A 15146-nucleotide genomic window follows, 5' to 3' on the forward strand; every position below is an offset into this window, starting at 1 on the left:
ATTTGGATGGAGGTGAAATCATTTGGCAGATTTAGTTTCCACATCGGCAACATGGCCGAACTATTCGACAAGTAACGTAAAGACAGCTGCTTCCACGTCCAAAACGGAGCTTGGTAAAGAACAGTTTCTGACCATTCTCGTTGCCCAGCTGAAAAACCAGGATCCATTGTCTCCCATGGATAACTCACAGTTCGTAGCCCAGATGGCACAGTTCTCCTCCCTGGAACAGCTGATGAACATTAATGAGAAGATGGACACTGTACAAACGTCCATGGATACATCGCTTGGCGGTGCTTCTCAATTGATCGGTAAAAAGATCACCTGGCTGAATGAGAGTACAGACAGTACTACGGGCGCAACTAGCTCTACGTACGAAACTGGCACAGTCGACTCGATCATCTTGAAAAATAAAGTGTTGTATGCACAAGTTGGAGAGAATGCCATTCCACTTTCGCTTGTTACCAAAGTTGAACCACTCTCGACTAGCTCGACAACAACTGCGGAAACATCGACAGCAGCAACGGATACGGCTGCAACAACTACAGCAACCGATACAACATCGACTGGCACGACAACAACGGATTCTACATCGTCCACATCGACAGGTACAACAACTGGTTCTACCAATACAACATCATCCGGTACAACAACTGATAGTACAACAGGAAGTACCACAACTGGGAATACAACAAGTAGCGGCACAACAACAGACTCTACTACAACCGATACAACGTCAGATAGTACAGCCGCTTCGGATACTAGCAGCACAACGCCGGCAACCGACAGCAGTAGCAGTACGGACAGCACATCGACCGATAGCAGCACTTCTGAGACTGGTACAGACTCCGCTGCATCGTCATCGAATGCGGAGACGGCATCATGAATGGCCCAATCCAAGTAGGTCAGTTATACCCGTCCAAGCTCAATTCAGGCTTGCTGGGGCGGCCTAACAATACCGCTTCGGCGACGCAAAACAAAGATTTTCAAAATATTCTGGATCAGAACCTGCTAAAGTTTAGCAATCATGCATCCAAACGTTTGGAACAAAGGGGCATCGAATTTAGCACGGAGCAGATGACCAGTCTCAATCAAGCGATTGACAAGGCAGCTGCCAAAGGTTCCAAAGACTCGCTGATTCTGATGCAAAACAATGTCGCTCTTATCGTTAACGTACCCAATAGGACCGTAGTCACCGCCATGGATGGCAACTCAATCAAAGATAATGTGTTCACACAAATCGATAGTGCTGTGATTTTATAAGCTACTGGCTGGACCTTAACCGGAAAGCCAACGAACTGCCGACCGACTGAAGCGGTTCAAATTACACTACACATCCATTAGGAGGAAATTAAATGTTAAGATCCATGTATTCTGGTGTCTCGGGTATGAAAGGCTTTCAAACAAAACTGGACGTTATCGGTAACAACATCGCCAACGTCAATACAACAGGATTCAAAAGTTCACGCGTTATGTTCCAGGATATTTTGAGCCAAACGACCAAAGGCGTAACCGCTCCAGTTGAAGGAACAAGCGGCGGTGTTAACGCACAACAAGTTGGTCTGGGTAGTACTGTATCCTCGATCGATACCTTGCATCTGGCAGGTAGCGCGCAAACAACCAACAACCCGACAGACTTACGGATCGATGGTGATGGATTCTTCGCTGTTAAATTGTCTGAAGATCAAGAAACGCCATACCTGACGCGTGCTGGTGACTTCCACGTCGACGCTAGTCGTCAACTGGTTACTTCTGATGGTGCATTCGTCGTTGACAGTGGCGGCGCTCCTATCCAGATTAGTGAAGATGCAGTATCGTTCAGTATTCAACAAAACGGTACGCTGTTATACACACTGGCTGATGGTACTACGGAAGATGGTCCACAGCTCGGTATCGCTAAAGTAACCAACCCAGAAGGTTTGGAGAAAATCGGTGGCAGTTTGTACCGCGTAACACCGAATGCGATCACTGACGGTGCTATCGAACTGACAACAGCTAATGATGCAGAAACAGGTACAGGCGCAATTGTAGCTGGTCAGCTAGAAATGTCCAACGTTGACCTGACAGGTGAGTTTACCGAGATGATCACAGCGCAGCGTGGTTTCCAAGCAAACTCCCGTATCATCACAACATCCGATGAGATTCTGCAAGAAGTTGTCAACCTGAAACGATAAGCTACATTGAAATAGAGGGAGATCTTATTCTGCTCCCTCTGTTTCTGCAGTATAGAAAGATATCCAAGGAGGGGTATTATGATCCCGGTCACGCGGCTCAACGGTTCTCCTATGTGGCTTAACGCCCTGCTGATAGAGATGGTGGAAGAAACGCCGGACACTTATATTACCTTAACGACAGGCAAGCGTATGATTGTGCTAGAAAAGGCAGATCAAATCACGCACCTGATCACGGAATACAACAAAAGTATAGGCACTCTTACGGGAACAATTAAGGTGCAGCAGATGGAGGAATTGGAATGAAGAAGTTATTACCCTGGATTGTCAGCGGGGTACTCGCATTGGGACTTATCGGTGTTGTTGCTTATTTCCTGCTTGGGAATGTACTTGGTAACAAACAACCGATGACAGCAGCTGAAGCCGCGGCGGCCGAAAAAGCAAAGATTGCAAGCATGAGCGCTTCTGAAATTGCGGAAGTATCCTCAGATGTTACAGATCTGACAACGAATTTGGCAGATCCGAATTATGTTGTGAAAATTAGTTTTTCCTTCCAAATGGAAGATAAAGATGCCAAAACCAACTTTGATTTGATCAAAGACCTGAAAGTAAAACCGATCCTGGTACGTGTACTGGCAGATACAGAGCCTGCTGATCTGGGCAGCGCAGCTGGTATTCAAAAACTGGATGACAAAATCCTCAAGCTGGTGAACAGCTCACTGCCGGAAGATGGCGGCAAAGTAGTTGATGTCGAAGTTTCCGACAAGATTGTAAGTGGTATCTGATCCAACATATGTGCAATTCCGCATTCCCGACACCATACGCCGGAGTGTATCCGGCGGCAAGCGGGCCTGCAAGCCAAACCTTTTAAATCGTAGGGGGGTGAGATTATGGTAGATGTATTATCCCAGGGGGAAATTGACGCCCTTCTGGCGGCATTATCCTCCGGCGAAATGGATGCGGAAGAACTCAAAAAAGAAGAGAGCGAGAAGAAAGTCCGGGTATATGATTTTAAACGGGCTGTTCGTTTTTCCAAGGATCATATTCGCAGTTTGACCCGGATTCACGAGAACTTCGCTCGTTACCTGACGACTTACTTTTCAGCGCAACTTCGCACCTTTGTACAAATTAGTGTTGTCCAGGTGGAGCAGCTTCCTTATGATGAATTTATACGTTCCATTCCCAAAATGACTATCCTGAACATCTTTGAAGCTGAACCGCTTGAAGGACGGATGGTATTGGAGGTTCACCCGAATATCGCTTTCGCCATGCTGGATCGCATGCTGGGAGGTACCGGAACGGCACCTGCCAAGATCAATGCCTTGACGGAAATCGAAACAACGATTATTGAGCGTATGTTCAGCCGAACGTTTGAAAGTCTTCAAGAAGCGTGGAAAACAGTAATTGATCTGTCACCGCGCATGGAAGCACTGGAGACGAATCCGCAGTTCATGTCGCTGGTATCTCCAAACGAAACGATTGCCCTGATCTCGCTCAGTACCAAAATTGGTGATACAACCGGTATGATCAACTTGTGTATCCCACATGTTGTAATTGAGCCGATTATGAGCAAGCTGTCTGCCAACCATCTCTTTTTCTCTCAGAAAAAAGAGCCAGCGGTTGAAGAGGTGCAGGCACTCAAAGAGCGCGTTCATCGCGCTCAATTGCCAGTTATCGCCGAATTGGGCGAATCGCGATTGTCCATTCAGGAGTTTCTTAGCCTGACAGTGGGCGATGTGATTTCACTGAATAAGCCGGTGCAAGAGGCGCTCTCGATCAGAGTAGGCAATCAACTGAAATTTATCGGAAGTCCCGGAACAGTCAAGGACCGGGTAGCGATCCAGATTAACGAAATCGTCAGTGAAGGAGTGGAAGATCTTGACGAGTAAAGATTATTTGTCACAGGAAGAAATTGATGCTTTGCTCAGACAGTCGTCAGGTGATGACGACAGCGCAGCAGCGGCGCCATCCGGCCAGACGGTCGACGATTTCCTGACTCCGCTGGAGCAGGATGCTCTCGGCGAAATCGGTAATATTACTTTTGGTAGCGCGGCTACTGCCCTGTCTACCCTGCTTGGGCAAAAAGTAGACATTACGACTCCACGCGTAGGGATCATTACACGTGCGGAATTTGAAGATGAGTTTCCCAAACCGCATGTGGCGGTACACGTCGAGTACGTCGATGGATTTCAGGGGATTAACTCGCTGGTCATCCAGACGCGCGATGCACAGATCATTGCAGATCTGATGCTTGGCGGTGAAGGGCAGCCGAAGGACGAGGAACTGAACGAAATTCATATCAGTGCCGTACAGGAAGCGATGAACCAGATGATGGGTTCGTCGGCAACCTCGATGTCCACCATCTTCAATCGGTTCGTCAACATTTCGCCACCGGGTATCGACATTCTGGATGTGAGCAATGATCAAGGTGTCAGCATGTTGCCGAACGACGAGACGCTGATCAAAATCTCGTTCCGTCTGTTGATCGGTGATCTGATCGATTCCACGATTATGCAATTGCTAACTGTAAAGTTTGCGAAATACATGGTCGATATACTCATTAATGGTGCGGAGGATACACCGGCTGAACCAGCCGCAGCAGCAAGTGCACCTGCACCGGAGCCAACACCGCCGCAAGCTTCACAACCGGCTGCAGCAGCTCCACAGCAAGCTCCAGATATGGCAGCAGCTCCTCCGGGAATGCCGCCGCAAGGTATGCCTCCTTATGGGCAGCCACCGCAATACGGTACACCAGAGCAGCCATATCCGCCGTATCCGCAATATGGATATCCTCCACCAGGCTATGGGTATCCGCCGGCACCACAGGCTCCACAGCATTACGGTGCTCCGGCAGGACGCGAAGTGAATGTGCAACCGGTTCAATTTTCTAACTTCGGGGCAGGCGCTGCGCCTAACCTGGATGAAAATAATTTGAACTTATTGATGGACATTCCACTCAAAGTCACCGTAGAATTAGGAAGGACCCAAAAGCAAATCAAGGATATCCTCGAATTGTCCCAGGGCGCAATTATTGAACTGGACAAATTGGCGGGCGAACCGGTCGACATCCTGGTCAACAACAAACTGATCGCCAAAGGAGAAGTAGTTGTTATCGATGAAAACTTTGGTGTTCGCGTAACGGATATCGTCAGCCAGTGGGACCGAATTCAAAAAATACAATAAAGATCACTTAGGGAGGATTTTAAATCAATGGCAAACCGAATTCTTATCGTGGATGATGCAGCTTTTATGAGAATGATGATCCGGGATATTTTAACTAAAAACGGGTATGAAGTAGTAGGGGAAGCGCAAGACGGATCCCAGGCAGTTGAGAAATTCAAAGAACTTCGCCCGGATCTGATTACGATGGATATCACAATGCCAGAGATGGACGGTATCGCCGCTCTGAAAGAAATCAAAAAACTCGATGGCGGAGCAAAAGTAATTATGTGTTCTGCGATGGGTCAACAGGCGATGGTTATCGATGCTATCCAAGCAGGAGCCAAAGATTTTATCGTTAAACCTTTCCAAGCGGATCGTGTTATTGAAGCGATCAGCAAAACGCTAGGCGTATAGGAGAATATTCCCATGTCAGCTCAAACAGCCACAATGGGAGGAACAGGCGATTATATCCTAAACCTCGTTTGGGTTATAATCGTCTTGGCTGTAATAATAGGGCTTATCGTATTGTTGCTTCGGTTTCTTGGTCGGACAAATCAGACCTGGTTATCCCGCCGTGCCATACGTACCATAGGCGGTATGGCACTGGGACCGAACAAATCCATTCAGGTGATTGAGATTGGAAACACGGTCTACCTGATCGGAGTTGGGGATGATATTACGCTTGTGGATAAAATCTCTGATCCCGAGGAAGCGATGCTTGTTATTCAGTCTTTTCAATCCGAGGCGGCGGAACCAAACAATTTTTTGACTCCGCTCATCTCCAAGCTCAGCAATCGCTTTCGTCCGAAATCTGCCATCCAGGAAGAAGAAATTGGCGATACGGATGCTTTTCAGGAAGTTTTTGAAAGCAAACTGCGCCAGATTCCAAATCGCAGACAGAAGATGGAGGAACTGCTGAAGGAGGAAGATTCTACAGATCGGTCGAGGGATTCATGAAAAAAAAGCTGATTTTAACGTTTATGCTGCTTTTTGCTGTTAGTCTAATATCGGTTCATCCTATATTTGCAGCAGCCGATCCGATCCCGAATATCGACATTCAGATCGGCAATGATAACAAGGGTAGCTCAGGAAATGAACCGGCGACCAGTTCGCTGACCATTTTGCTTTTGATAACTATCATCGGTATAGCTCCATCATTTCTGGTACTTATGACCAGTTTTACACGTATTGTGATTGTGCTCAGCTTTGTCCGGACTTCATTAGGGACTAACCAGATGCCTCCCAATCAGGTACTGGTAGGGCTGGCTTTATTTTTAACCTTGTTCATTATGTCGCCAACGTTGTCGCAGATGAACCAGGTGGCATTGCAGCCATATTTGCAAGGGCAGATTAATCAAACCCAAGCATTGCAGGCAGCAGAGAAGCCAATCAAGGAATTTATGTTCAAGCATACGCGCGAGAAGGATTTGCTGCTGTTTCTGGAATATACAGGTACAGCTAAGCCATCTAACGTACAGGACATTCCATTGACTGTCATGGTTCCATCGTATGCAATCAGCGAGCTGAAAACAGCATTCCAGATGGGCTTTATGATCTTCATACCGTTCCTTGTCATTGATATCGTTGTTGCTAGCGTATTGATGGCGATGGGGATGATGATGCTACCACCTGTCATGATTTCACTTCCTTTCAAAATTTTGCTATTCGTTCTTGTAGATGGATGGTATCTTATCGTCAAGTCGCTTTTGATCAGTTTCAATTAGCGGGGCTTCCTCTGGAATCACCGCAGTATTATATTCACCTCGTTGAAGGAGGTTCATTATGAGTTCGGAGTTTATCATCGGTATGGCGGGGCAGGCGGTCTATACTGTGCTGAAAGTAAGCGCGCCGATGCTTATTCTGGGACTTGTAGTCGGTTTGCTGGTTAGTATTTTCCAGGCGACTACGCAGATTCAGGAACAAACTCTTGCCTTTGTGCCGAAAATCGTTGCTGTCATGCTGGCGCTGCTGCTTTTTGGCCCGTGGATCTTAACGGTTATGATTGAATATACAGCCGATATCCTCGGTAATCTGTACAAATATATCGGTTAGGCTGATGGCTTATGGAGACACTACTGCAAAGCTTTCCTGTTTTTTTGCTTGTTTTTTGTCGAATGACAGCTTTTTTTGTAGTTTCACCTGTCTTTTCATCCAGAGGGGTGCCAAGTCAGTTTAAGGTGGGCATTGCATTATTTGTTTCCCTTCTGATCTATTTGATAAAAGGTACGACAATCAAAATACCGGACGGCACGGAAATGTACATGCTGCTCGTTATACGTGAGGTCATGATCGGCCTGCTGCTTGGATATATCGCTTATCTGATGTTTATGGTAATCCAGACAGCAGGCTCGTTTATTGATATTCAGATCGGTCTTGGGATCGCGACTGTATTTGATCCGATGACCGGTGCTTCGGCTCCATTGATCGGTAACTTTAAATATATGTTCGCCATGCTTATCTTTCTGAGTATGAACGGTCATCATTATTTGTTGCAATCGGTATTGTATAGTTACGACTGGATTCCGATGAATAGTGATATAGCCAGTCAGATTTTGAATGGGTCGCTCAGCGACTTTTTGATTCGAACATTCAGTAATTCCTTTCTAATCGCTTTCCAGATGTCAGCGCCGATTGTAGTCGCAATGTTTTTGACAGACGTGGGACTCGGTTTTCTGGCGCGTAGTGCGCCGCAATTTAATATTTTCGTTATTGGTGTACCGGTCAAAATTATCGTAGGTTTATTCCTGCTCATGTTGCTGGCTCCCAGCTTTGCTTTTATTTTCGAGCATTTGTTTGAAGAAATGTTTCAGGCGATGCAGGGCTTACTGCAAGTGTTGGGGAATCGCCCGACTTCATCATCACCGTAACCTCTCTGTAGAAAGGAGGCTGTAAGCAGTGGCATTCCGGTTACGCATGAATCTTCAGCTGTTCGCTGGAGAGAAAACGGAAGAAGCAACACCGCAGAAACGTAGGGAAGCGCGTAAAGAAGGTCAGGTTGCTAAAAGTATCGACATACCAGGTTCGGCAATTATGCTGGGCGGAATTGCGTGTCTGATGATTTTCGGCGGGTTTTTCCTGAAACGGATTACATGGCTGTTTACAGACGGCTTTCTACATCGGTTATCTACGGAGATTACAGTGGCGAATGTGATGCAGATGCTGGGGCAGTATGCCATGGAGATTCTCATTATTGTATCTCCGGTATTCGTAACTGTATTTTTACTAGCAATCATTACAAACTATGCACAGGTCGGCTTTATGCTTACAGGTAAGCCGCTGATGCCCAAGCTGAGCAAGCTTGATCCTATCAAAGGATTTAAAAATATCGCTTCCATGCGCTCGGTTGTAGAATTTTTGAAATCAGTTTTGAAAATGATAGTCATCGGTTATCTTGTCTACAGCACGCTGGCAGGCGTCAGTCATGATATTCCAAAAACGGCATATATGCCACCGGAATCAATCTTGCACTTTGCTGCTGGTTTAACAGCCAGTCTTGGTTTGAAGGTTGGTGTTGGACTGTTTGTTCTCGCCATCTTGGACTATATGTATCAGCGGTACGATCATAACAAAAAGCTGCGCATGTCCAAGCAGGATATCAAAGATGAATACAAAAAGACGGAAGGGGACCCGTTGATAAAAGGGAAAATTCGCGAACGGCAACGCCGCATGGCGATGCAGCGGATGATGCAAGACGTTCCCAATGCCGACGTTATTATTACGAACCCAACGCACTTTGCTGTTGCTCTCAAATATGATAATTCACAGATGGCAGCACCAATGGTAGTTGCTAAAGGTCAAGATTTTGTCGCATTGCGAATCCGTGAAGTGGCCAAGCAGAATCGCGTGGTCATTATGGAAAATAAACCGCTGGCACGGGCGCTGTTCGCTCGAACAGAAATTGGCGAATCGATTCCCGGTGATCTGTTTCAAGCCGTAGCGGAAGTTCTAGCCTATGTATACAAGGTGAAAGGCAAAACGAAGTAAGGGATCGGAGGGCTGAATAACATTGAAGAAAAAAGATTTGGTTGTCCTTGTGGGTGTCATTGGAATCATTATGATGATGATACTTCCGATCCCAACATGGCTGCTCGACATATTGCTGATTATCAATATCTCACTCGCAATGATTATTTTGCTGATTGCGATGAACACCAGGGAAGCGCTGGAGTTCTCGATCTTCCCGGCGATGTTGCTCATAACGACATTGTTCCGGTTAGCACTTAATATTTCCACAACCAAGCTCATTCTCGGACAGGCGGATGCAGGCTCGGTCGTATCCACGTTCGGCAGCTGGGTAGCAGGCGGGCAAATTGCTGTTGGTTTTATCGTCTTCCTGATTCTCGTTATCGTGCAGTTTATCGTTATTACAAAAGGTTCAGAGCGTGTAGCTGAGGTTGGCGCACGGTTTACACTCGATGCGATGCCTGGTAAACAGATGAGTATCGATGCCGATCTGAATGCTGGTCTGATCAATGAACAGCAGGCGCGTGAACGTCGTAGCAAGATTGAGCGCGAAGCTGACTTCTACGGCGCAATGGACGGTGCGAGTAAGTTCGTTAAAGGGGATGCTATTGCAGGCATTATTATCCTCATGATCAACTTGATCGGTGGATTTATTATCGGGATAGCGATTCATGGAATGGCATTTGCTGATGCGCTCTCCACTTACTCTATACTGACCATTGGTGACGGTTTGGTCAGTCAGATTCCTGCACTGCTCATCTCCACCGCAGCTGGTTTGATCGTAACGAGAGCTTCCTCAGAAGGAAATCTGGCGGATGACATTACAAGCCAGTTATTCTCGTATCCAATGATGTTATACATCGTTGCAGCTGTTATTACATTGCTCGGTTTATTTACCCCTATTCATTTCATCACAACCTTCCCACTGGCTATTCTGCTCGTATTCGCAGCTCGCAAAATGCAAGCGAATCTTAATCAAAAGGTTGTAGATGCGGAGCAACAGCAGGAAGAGCAACAGATTGAAGAAGTACGAAGTCCAGAAAGTGTTATCAATCTGCTGCAAATTGATCCGATTGAATTTGAATTTGGATATGGTCTGATTCCACTGGCTGATACACAACAAGGCGGCGATTTGCTAGATCGAATCATTATGATTCGTCGTCAATGTGCACTCGAACTGGGTCTTGTGGTCCCTGTCATTCGCATTCGCGATAATATTCAGTTGAAACCGAACGAATATGTTATCAAAATTAAAGGAAATGTAGTAGGTGGTGGTGAATTATTACTAAATCACTACCTAGCCATGAGTCCTGGGTTTGAAGATGACTCGATTACGGGTATAGAGACTTTAGAACCAGCTTTTGGGCTTCCTGCACTATGGATAGACGAGATTACGAAGGAACGCGCAGAACTATCTGGTTATACTGTGGTCGATCCACCATCTGTGGTGGCTACCCATTTGACTGAATTGATCAAAAAGCATTCTCACGAATTGCTTGGACGTCAAGAGGTTCGTTCGCTGGTCGACAATCTGCGTGAGAATTATCCTGTGCTGGTCGACGAACTCATTCCTTCCGTATTATCCATCGGTGATGTACAGAAAGTATTGGTTAAGTTGTTAAAAGAGAAGATCTCGATTCGCGACATGGTATCCATCTTTGAAACGCTTGCCGATTACGGAGCCTATACCAAAGATCCAGATGTGTTAACCGAATATGTACGCCAGGCATTATCTCGCCAGATTACGCAGCAATTTACAAGCCAGGGCGAGACGCTTCGTGTCATTACGGTTGGACCGAATTTGGAAAAGAAAATTGCCGAAAGTGTGCAGCAATCTGAACAAGGCAGCTATCTGGCTTTGGACCCGGTTTCCACGCAATCGATGTATCAGAAAATCAACGAGCAGGTGAACCGTTTACTGCAAATGGGACAACAGCCAATCGTGCTAACCTCGCCAGCGATCCGCATGTACTTGCGCCAGCTGATTGAGCGGACGATGCAGGATATCCCGGTGCTGTCCTACAGTGAGCTGGAACCTAACGTTGAAATTCAGAGTGTCGGAGTGGTGAACTTATGAGAGTAAAACGTTATATTGTAGACACAATGCCTGACGCGATGCTGAAGATCCGTACTGATCTTGGTAGCGATGCCGTCATTTTAAGTACGAAGGAATTGAAGACTGGTGGCTTTCTAGGCATGTTTCAAAAGAAAAAGATCGAAGTAATCGCAGCAGTGGAGAAGGAGCAGGCGGCAGAAAGCAAATCCGCAGCTGCTTCCACACAATCAGCTGCTCCAAAGGAAAATGTTATTCCACCGATTGCACCGATTCCGAAAAAAGCGGTACCGGATGCGTATCGCAAATCAAGTCAGGCATTTGCCGAGTCCATGCGCCAAGCACTGGCTGTGGATGATCAGCCTGCCCAGAATGTACCGGCAGCATCGTTACCTTACAACCAGCCACAAAGCCATACGCAAACACAAACTGCGACTGCTGAAGTTCCAACGGAACTGCCACCGCAGCATACGCCAGCCTCTGTATCGATTCAAGCATTACAGCAAGCGTTGCAGCAACAGGCAGGCGGTAGTGAGCAAATGACTGAAGAACGATTGTTTGAAGAACTACGCCAGATGAAAAAAATGATGGCTGATCTTACGCGAGATCGGGAACTGGCTGAGCTTCCTGAAACGCTGATGCAGATCGTACAGCATTTGAAGGTCCAGGGCGTCGATCAGAGCATGATTGACGGCTGGGTAGACCAGATTATGGACCAGCACCCTACAGGGCAGCAGATGAGCGCACAGGAAGCGAGAAAAGCAATGAAGACGCAGATTGAGCAGTTTACCGTGTCTCGTATTGGAGGGGGCATCGATCCGGGCACGAAGATTGTCTACATTGCCGGACCGACAGGAGTAGGCAAAACAACTACGATTGCCAAGCTTGCCGCAGAGCAGCTGTTCAAATACAAACGCAAAGTCGGCTTCATCACTTCCGATACGTACCGTATTTCCGCGGTTGAACAGCTTCGTACGTACGCTTCTATCCTCGGTGTTCCATTGGAGGTTGTGCAATCGCCTGGTGATTTGCAGCGATCGTTACAGCGCCTGGCAGATTGCGATTTGATCCTAATGGATACCGCTGGTCGCAACTACCGGAATGAATTGCTCGTTTCCGAACTGCAAAGTCTGCTGGCACCTCTGGAACAGAGCGAGACGTATTTGGTACTTGCTTTAACATCCAAAACGGAAGACATGAGAACGATCACCGATCATTTCAGTAAGTATCCGCTGGATAAAGTGATTTTTACCAAAGCGGACGAAACCGGAAGTTATGGGGCGATGTTTAACCTTCTACAAGAACATCCACTGCGACTGTCTTATATGACCAATGGACAAAATGTGCCGGATGATCTGCTGATGCCAAGCCCTGACTTTCTGGCAAATGTATTACTTGGAGAGATCTTGCCATGATGGATCAAGCCCAATCGTTACGCAATCTGATGTCGACCAAAGCCAAAGCTCTTGAAACGCGTGATCCGGGCAATGGCGGTGCCAAATTCATTGCTGTGACAAGTGGCAAGGGAGGAGTTGGTAAATCCAACTTCACTTTGAATTTTGCACTCGCATTACAACGGCTCGGACGGAAGGTGCTCGTATTTGATGCCGATATCGGCATGGCAAATATTGATGTTCTGATGGGCGTTCGTTCGCAATACAATCTGTCACATCTGCTTAGCGGTGAAAAACAGATTGGCGAAATCATCGAAAAAGGTGCCGGATCATTGCCTTATATTGCAGGTGGTTCGGGATTAAGTTCACTATTTTCGCTGTCTGAGAAAGATTTAGTTTACTTTACTACTCAAATTCAAAAAATTGCTGCCGATATGGATTATATCCTGTTTGATACAGGAGCAGGACTGTCCAAGGAAACATTGCAGTTTATTATGTCCTCAGATGAGTGTATTGTCGTGACCACGCCAGAGCCAACGGCGATCACGGATGCATATGCACTGATCAAGGTGGTACATGGATTGGAAGACAGCACCGCTTTTAAATTGGTGGTTAACCGAGCGGAGAGCCAGCGTGAAGCCAACCAGACCGCTGATAAGATCGGTTTGGTCACCAGCCGGTTTCTAAATCTGGACATTCCGATGCTTGGTTTTGTCAGTGATGACTCTCATGTTAGCCAATCGGTGAAAAAGCAGGTTCCTTTTTCCATTCATGCTCCAGGGTGTCTTGCTTCAAAGGATATCCAGAACCTGGCTATGCAGTATGTCGTTTCACCGGATCTGCGCCAGGAAGGGACCTTATCAGGAATCAAGGGATTTATACAAAAATGGATGCGGCGTACTAAATGATTCTGTAAGGAACAGAGGTGCTATAGTTATGGCAACTTATAAAGTGCTGGTTGTAGATGATTCCCCATTCATGCGTAAGATCGTTTCGGATCTGATTCAGGCGGATTCGGAATTTCAAGTCATTGATACGGCAGGCAACGGTCTGGAAGCGACACAGAAGGTACTGGAATTAAAGCCGGATGTGGTGACGATGGACGTAGAAATGCCGGAAATGAACGGTCTGGAAGCACTGAAAATTATTATGTCTCAGCGTCCACTGCCCGTTATTATGCTATCTGGCATTAACGAGCAAGGAATGCGAGAAACGATTATGGCGTTGGAGAGCGGAGCGTTCGATTTTATCCGCAAGCCTTCTGTCAGCAATTCGCAGGACATTGAAGAGGTTGGTCAGCAGCTGCTTCGTCAACTGCATACCGCCGTTCATGCTCTCGAAAGAAAACGTAAACGTAACGAACAAAAGTATTTGGCAGTCGATCAGGCAACAGCGACTGTTCAACCGGAAGCTGAAGCTCCACCTGTACAGCAGACACCTACAGCTTCTCCGGCGCCTCAGGAGCCGCCTACACGACCTGCACCTGTCAAAGACGTCCCTAAACGTCCAACGACAAGTCCGGCGTCGTCAAGCTCACCTATAGCGCCACTGAATGGCAGAGTTACACAGCCAGTGAAACCGAATGCCACCAAAAAGACAACGCTGGATAAACCGCTTGATTCACATCGTACTAGCGATCGTCCGGCATCCTCGGCGACTCCGCCGAAGCCTGCCGAGTCCAAAACAACTAGACCGCCGATCAGCCCTTCTCCGGCACCTGCACGCAGGGAACTGGAAAAACCTGCTGCATCGTCGGTGCCGGCGTCAGCCTTTTCGACTCCACCGGCATCCAAGACAGCTCCGGGTGATCGTCCGGCAGCAGCGATCAGTAAGCTGGTCGCTGTAGGTTGCTCCACCGGCGGACCTCGAGCACTAAAAAGTTTCTTGGAAAAAATCCCAGCCAATTTCCCGGCACCGATCGTCATCGTGCAGCATATGCCGCCGAACTTTACGCGATCGCTGGCGCAGCGCTTGAACAGCCTGAGTCAGATCAATGTTGTGGAGGGGGAGCACGGCATGCCGCTGCAACCTGGCACGGCCTATATCGCACCTGGGGGCTATCATATGACGGTAGTTCGCAGTCAAGGCGGTTATCGGCTTGAGCTTTCGCAGGACCCTCCACGCAATGGACACCGTCCTTCCGTGGATACGCTTTTTGCTTCAATCCGCTCGTTCAATGATTTGCAGCGTTATGCGGTGATCATGACGGGAATGGGAAGTGATGGCGCGAGGGAAATGAAAAATTTATACGACAGTGGTGTAATCCCTACCTTCGCAGAAAACGAAGATACTTGTGTAGTGTACGGAATGCCTCGCTCGGCTGTAGAGCTCGGATGTGTGAACCACCTCCTGCCATTACCTGATATTGCGCCAAAACTTGTACAAATCGTTAAATAGCTTACGAAA

17 protein-coding genes are annotated in these 15146 nt (G+C 47.2%); all 17 read left to right on the top strand.

Translation table 11 applies throughout. From position 1 onward, the window contains the following. The first annotated feature begins 22 nt into the window (after positions 1–22). The 17 genes from ACE3MZ_RS09065 (at position 23) to ACE3MZ_RS09145 (ending at position 15137) form a co-directional block, all read left to right on the top strand. The gene (locus ACE3MZ_RS09065) at positions 23–883 is read left to right on the top strand and encodes a flagellar hook assembly protein FlgD (RefSeq protein ID WP_411346111.1); all 861 of its coding nucleotides are present in this window, start codon (positions 23–25) and stop codon (positions 881–883) included. After that, positions 880–1260, top strand: coding sequence for a TIGR02530 family flagellar biosynthesis protein (locus ACE3MZ_RS09070; RefSeq protein ID WP_411346112.1), 381 nt, complete (start codon positions 880–882; stop codon positions 1258–1260). Before ACE3MZ_RS09065 ends, ACE3MZ_RS09070 begins: the two co-directional genes overlap by 4 nt. Positions 1261–1352: 92 nt before the next feature. After that, positions 1353–2171, top strand: a complete 819-nt coding sequence (gene flgG / locus ACE3MZ_RS09075) for a flagellar basal body rod protein FlgG (protein WP_411346113.1) — start codon at positions 1353–1355, stop codon at positions 2169–2171. Positions 2172–2249: 78 nt separating this feature from the next. Then, the gene (locus tag ACE3MZ_RS09080; RefSeq protein WP_411346114.1) at positions 2250–2474 is read left to right on the top strand and encodes a flagellar FlbD family protein; all 225 of its coding nucleotides are present in this window, start codon (positions 2250–2252) and stop codon (positions 2472–2474) included. Next, positions 2471–2953, top strand: a complete 483-nt coding sequence (locus ACE3MZ_RS09085) for a flagellar basal body-associated FliL family protein (RefSeq protein ID WP_411346115.1) — start codon at positions 2471–2473, stop codon at positions 2951–2953. The genes ACE3MZ_RS09080 and ACE3MZ_RS09085 overlap by 4 nt, the downstream gene beginning before the upstream one ends. A 105-nt stretch (positions 2954–3058) precedes the next feature. Next, positions 3059–4057 (top strand): flagellar motor switch protein FliM, encoded by a 999-nt coding sequence (fliM, locus tag ACE3MZ_RS09090; protein ID WP_411346116.1) that lies wholly within the window; start codon positions 3059–3061, stop codon positions 4055–4057. Continuing rightward, entirely contained in the window at positions 4047–5351 is a 1305-nt protein-coding gene (fliY, locus tag ACE3MZ_RS09095; protein WP_411346117.1) for a flagellar motor switch phosphatase FliY, read from the top strand. Before fliM ends, fliY begins: the two co-directional genes overlap by 11 nt. 27 nt (positions 5352–5378) lie before the next feature. Further along, positions 5379–5744, top strand: a complete 366-nt coding sequence (locus ACE3MZ_RS09100; protein ID WP_367056437.1) for a response regulator — start codon at positions 5379–5381, stop codon at positions 5742–5744. Between the two features lie 12 nt (positions 5745–5756). Further along, complete coding sequence (locus ACE3MZ_RS09105) at positions 5757–6287, top strand: FliO/MopB family protein (RefSeq protein WP_411346118.1); 531 nt, start codon at positions 5757–5759, stop codon at positions 6285–6287. Next, entirely contained in the window at positions 6284–7054 is a 771-nt protein-coding gene (fliP, locus tag ACE3MZ_RS09110; protein WP_411346119.1) for a flagellar type III secretion system pore protein FliP, read from the top strand. Before ACE3MZ_RS09105 ends, fliP begins: the two co-directional genes overlap by 4 nt. A gap of 58 nt (positions 7055–7112) precedes the next feature. After that, on the top strand, positions 7113–7382 hold the full coding sequence (fliQ, locus tag ACE3MZ_RS09115) for a flagellar biosynthesis protein FliQ (protein ID WP_411346120.1): 270 nt from the start codon (positions 7113–7115) through the stop codon (positions 7380–7382). Between the two features lie 11 nt (positions 7383–7393). After that, entirely contained in the window at positions 7394–8197 is an 804-nt protein-coding gene (gene fliR / locus ACE3MZ_RS09120) for a flagellar biosynthetic protein FliR (RefSeq protein ID WP_411346121.1), read from the top strand. Positions 8198–8225: 28 nt separating this feature from the next. Next, the gene (gene flhB / locus ACE3MZ_RS09125; RefSeq protein WP_411346122.1) at positions 8226–9314 is read left to right on the top strand and encodes a flagellar biosynthesis protein FlhB; all 1089 of its coding nucleotides are present in this window, start codon (positions 8226–8228) and stop codon (positions 9312–9314) included. Between the two features lie 22 nt (positions 9315–9336). Further along, positions 9337–11370: a flagellar biosynthesis protein FlhA gene (gene flhA, locus ACE3MZ_RS09130; protein WP_411346123.1), complete on the top strand. Its 2034-nt coding sequence runs from the start codon at positions 9337–9339 to the stop codon at positions 11368–11370. Next, the gene (gene flhF, locus ACE3MZ_RS09135) at positions 11367–12761 is read left to right on the top strand and encodes a flagellar biosynthesis protein FlhF (protein ID WP_411346124.1); all 1395 of its coding nucleotides are present in this window, start codon (positions 11367–11369) and stop codon (positions 12759–12761) included. The genes flhA and flhF overlap by 4 nt, the downstream gene beginning before the upstream one ends. Then, positions 12758–13648 (top strand): MinD/ParA family protein, encoded by an 891-nt coding sequence (locus ACE3MZ_RS09140; protein WP_411346125.1) that lies wholly within the window; start codon positions 12758–12760, stop codon positions 13646–13648. The genes flhF and ACE3MZ_RS09140 overlap by 4 nt, the downstream gene beginning before the upstream one ends. Positions 13649–13676: 28 nt before the next feature. Next, entirely contained in the window at positions 13677–15137 is a 1461-nt protein-coding gene (locus tag ACE3MZ_RS09145) for a chemotaxis protein CheB (RefSeq protein WP_411346126.1), read from the top strand. Positions 15138–15146: the final 9 nt, after the last annotated feature.

This window comes from Paenibacillus sp. WLX1005, assembly GCF_046603685.1.
GTDB lineage: Bacteria > Bacillota > Bacilli > Paenibacillales > Paenibacillaceae > Saccharibacillus.

Bases quoted from the DNA above. Each gene is read 5' to 3' on its own strand.
- ACE3MZ_RS09085 (WP_411346115.1), top strand. From the start codon at position 2,471: ATGAAGAAGTTATTACCCTGGATTGTCAGCGGGGTACTCGCATTGGGA.
- ACE3MZ_RS09080 (WP_411346114.1), top strand. From the start codon at position 2,250: ATGATCCCGGTCACGCGGCTCAACGGTTCTCCTATGTGGCTTAACGCC.
- flhF (WP_411346124.1), top strand. From the start codon at position 11,367: ATGAGAGTAAAACGTTATATTGTAGACACAATGCCTGACGCGATGCTG.
- flgG (WP_411346113.1), top strand. From the start codon at position 1,353: ATGTTAAGATCCATGTATTCTGGTGTCTCGGGTATGAAAGGCTTTCAA.
- ACE3MZ_RS09070 (WP_411346112.1), top strand. From the start codon at position 880: ATGAATGGCCCAATCCAAGTAGGTCAGTTATACCCGTCCAAGCTCAAT.
- fliP (WP_411346119.1), top strand. From the start codon at position 6,284: ATGAAAAAAAAGCTGATTTTAACGTTTATGCTGCTTTTTGCTGTTAGT.
- fliM (WP_411346116.1), top strand. From the start codon at position 3,059: ATGGTAGATGTATTATCCCAGGGGGAAATTGACGCCCTTCTGGCGGCA.
- fliR (WP_411346121.1), top strand. From the start codon at position 7,394: ATGGAGACACTACTGCAAAGCTTTCCTGTTTTTTTGCTTGTTTTTTGT.
- ACE3MZ_RS09100 (WP_367056437.1), top strand. From the start codon at position 5,379: ATGGCAAACCGAATTCTTATCGTGGATGATGCAGCTTTTATGAGAATG.
- ACE3MZ_RS09145 (WP_411346126.1), top strand. From the start codon at position 13,677: ATGGCAACTTATAAAGTGCTGGTTGTAGATGATTCCCCATTCATGCGT.
- ACE3MZ_RS09105 (WP_411346118.1), top strand. From the start codon at position 5,757: ATGTCAGCTCAAACAGCCACAATGGGAGGAACAGGCGATTATATCCTA.
- ACE3MZ_RS09140 (WP_411346125.1), top strand. From the start codon at position 12,758: ATGATGGATCAAGCCCAATCGTTACGCAATCTGATGTCGACCAAAGCC.
- fliQ (WP_411346120.1), top strand. From the start codon at position 7,113: ATGAGTTCGGAGTTTATCATCGGTATGGCGGGGCAGGCGGTCTATACT.